The sequence below is a fragment of the Corynebacterium sp. 5QC2CO genome (assembly GCF_024580435.1).
GTDB classification, from domain to species: domain Bacteria; phylum Actinomycetota; class Actinomycetes; order Mycobacteriales; family Mycobacteriaceae; genus Corynebacterium; species Corynebacterium jeikeium_D.
The window spans coordinates 1-395 of sequence record NZ_JANIKI010000037.1 but is presented as its reverse complement, the minus strand read 5'-3'; the positions used below and the strand labels follow the sequence as shown (position 1 = coordinate 395).

Below are 395 nucleotides of genomic sequence, written 5' to 3'. Positions count from 1 at the left end.
CACCTGGACCGCACAGACGCTGGATACCTTCCTGCAGTCACCCACGCACCTGGTGCCGGGCACCCGCATGTACAACGCCTTCCCCAGCGCAGAACGCCGCGCCCTGGTGATCGCCTACCTGCAGCAGCAGTCGGCTCAGTGAGCCAGGCGCTGCAGCTGTTTCTGCAGCCGCGCCACGAACGTCGTTACGGTGGCGAACAACGGCGCCGTATCGGCCTCTGCCGCATCGTGCAGGCGCTCGACCAGGGCATTGGCCTGCTGGGCCAGTGCCGTGGCCCCGATCGCCCCGAGCCCGCCGGCCTGGCGATGCAGGTGCAGCGCCGCAGCCTGGCGGTCGCCAGCCTGCACGGCGCGCTGCGCGGCGGCCAGGTCACCCTCGCTGGCCTGCAACAGGC

At 71.1% G+C, this 395-nt stretch carries 1 protein-coding gene; it reads right to left on the bottom strand.

Annotated elements, in window-relative coordinates; genetic code table 11:
* Positions 1 to 135: 135 nt before the first annotated feature.
* Positions 136 to 395: Hpt domain-containing protein (locus NQ014_RS10835; protein ID WP_257075342.1), on the bottom strand; the 260-nt coding region annotated here is incomplete at its 5' end.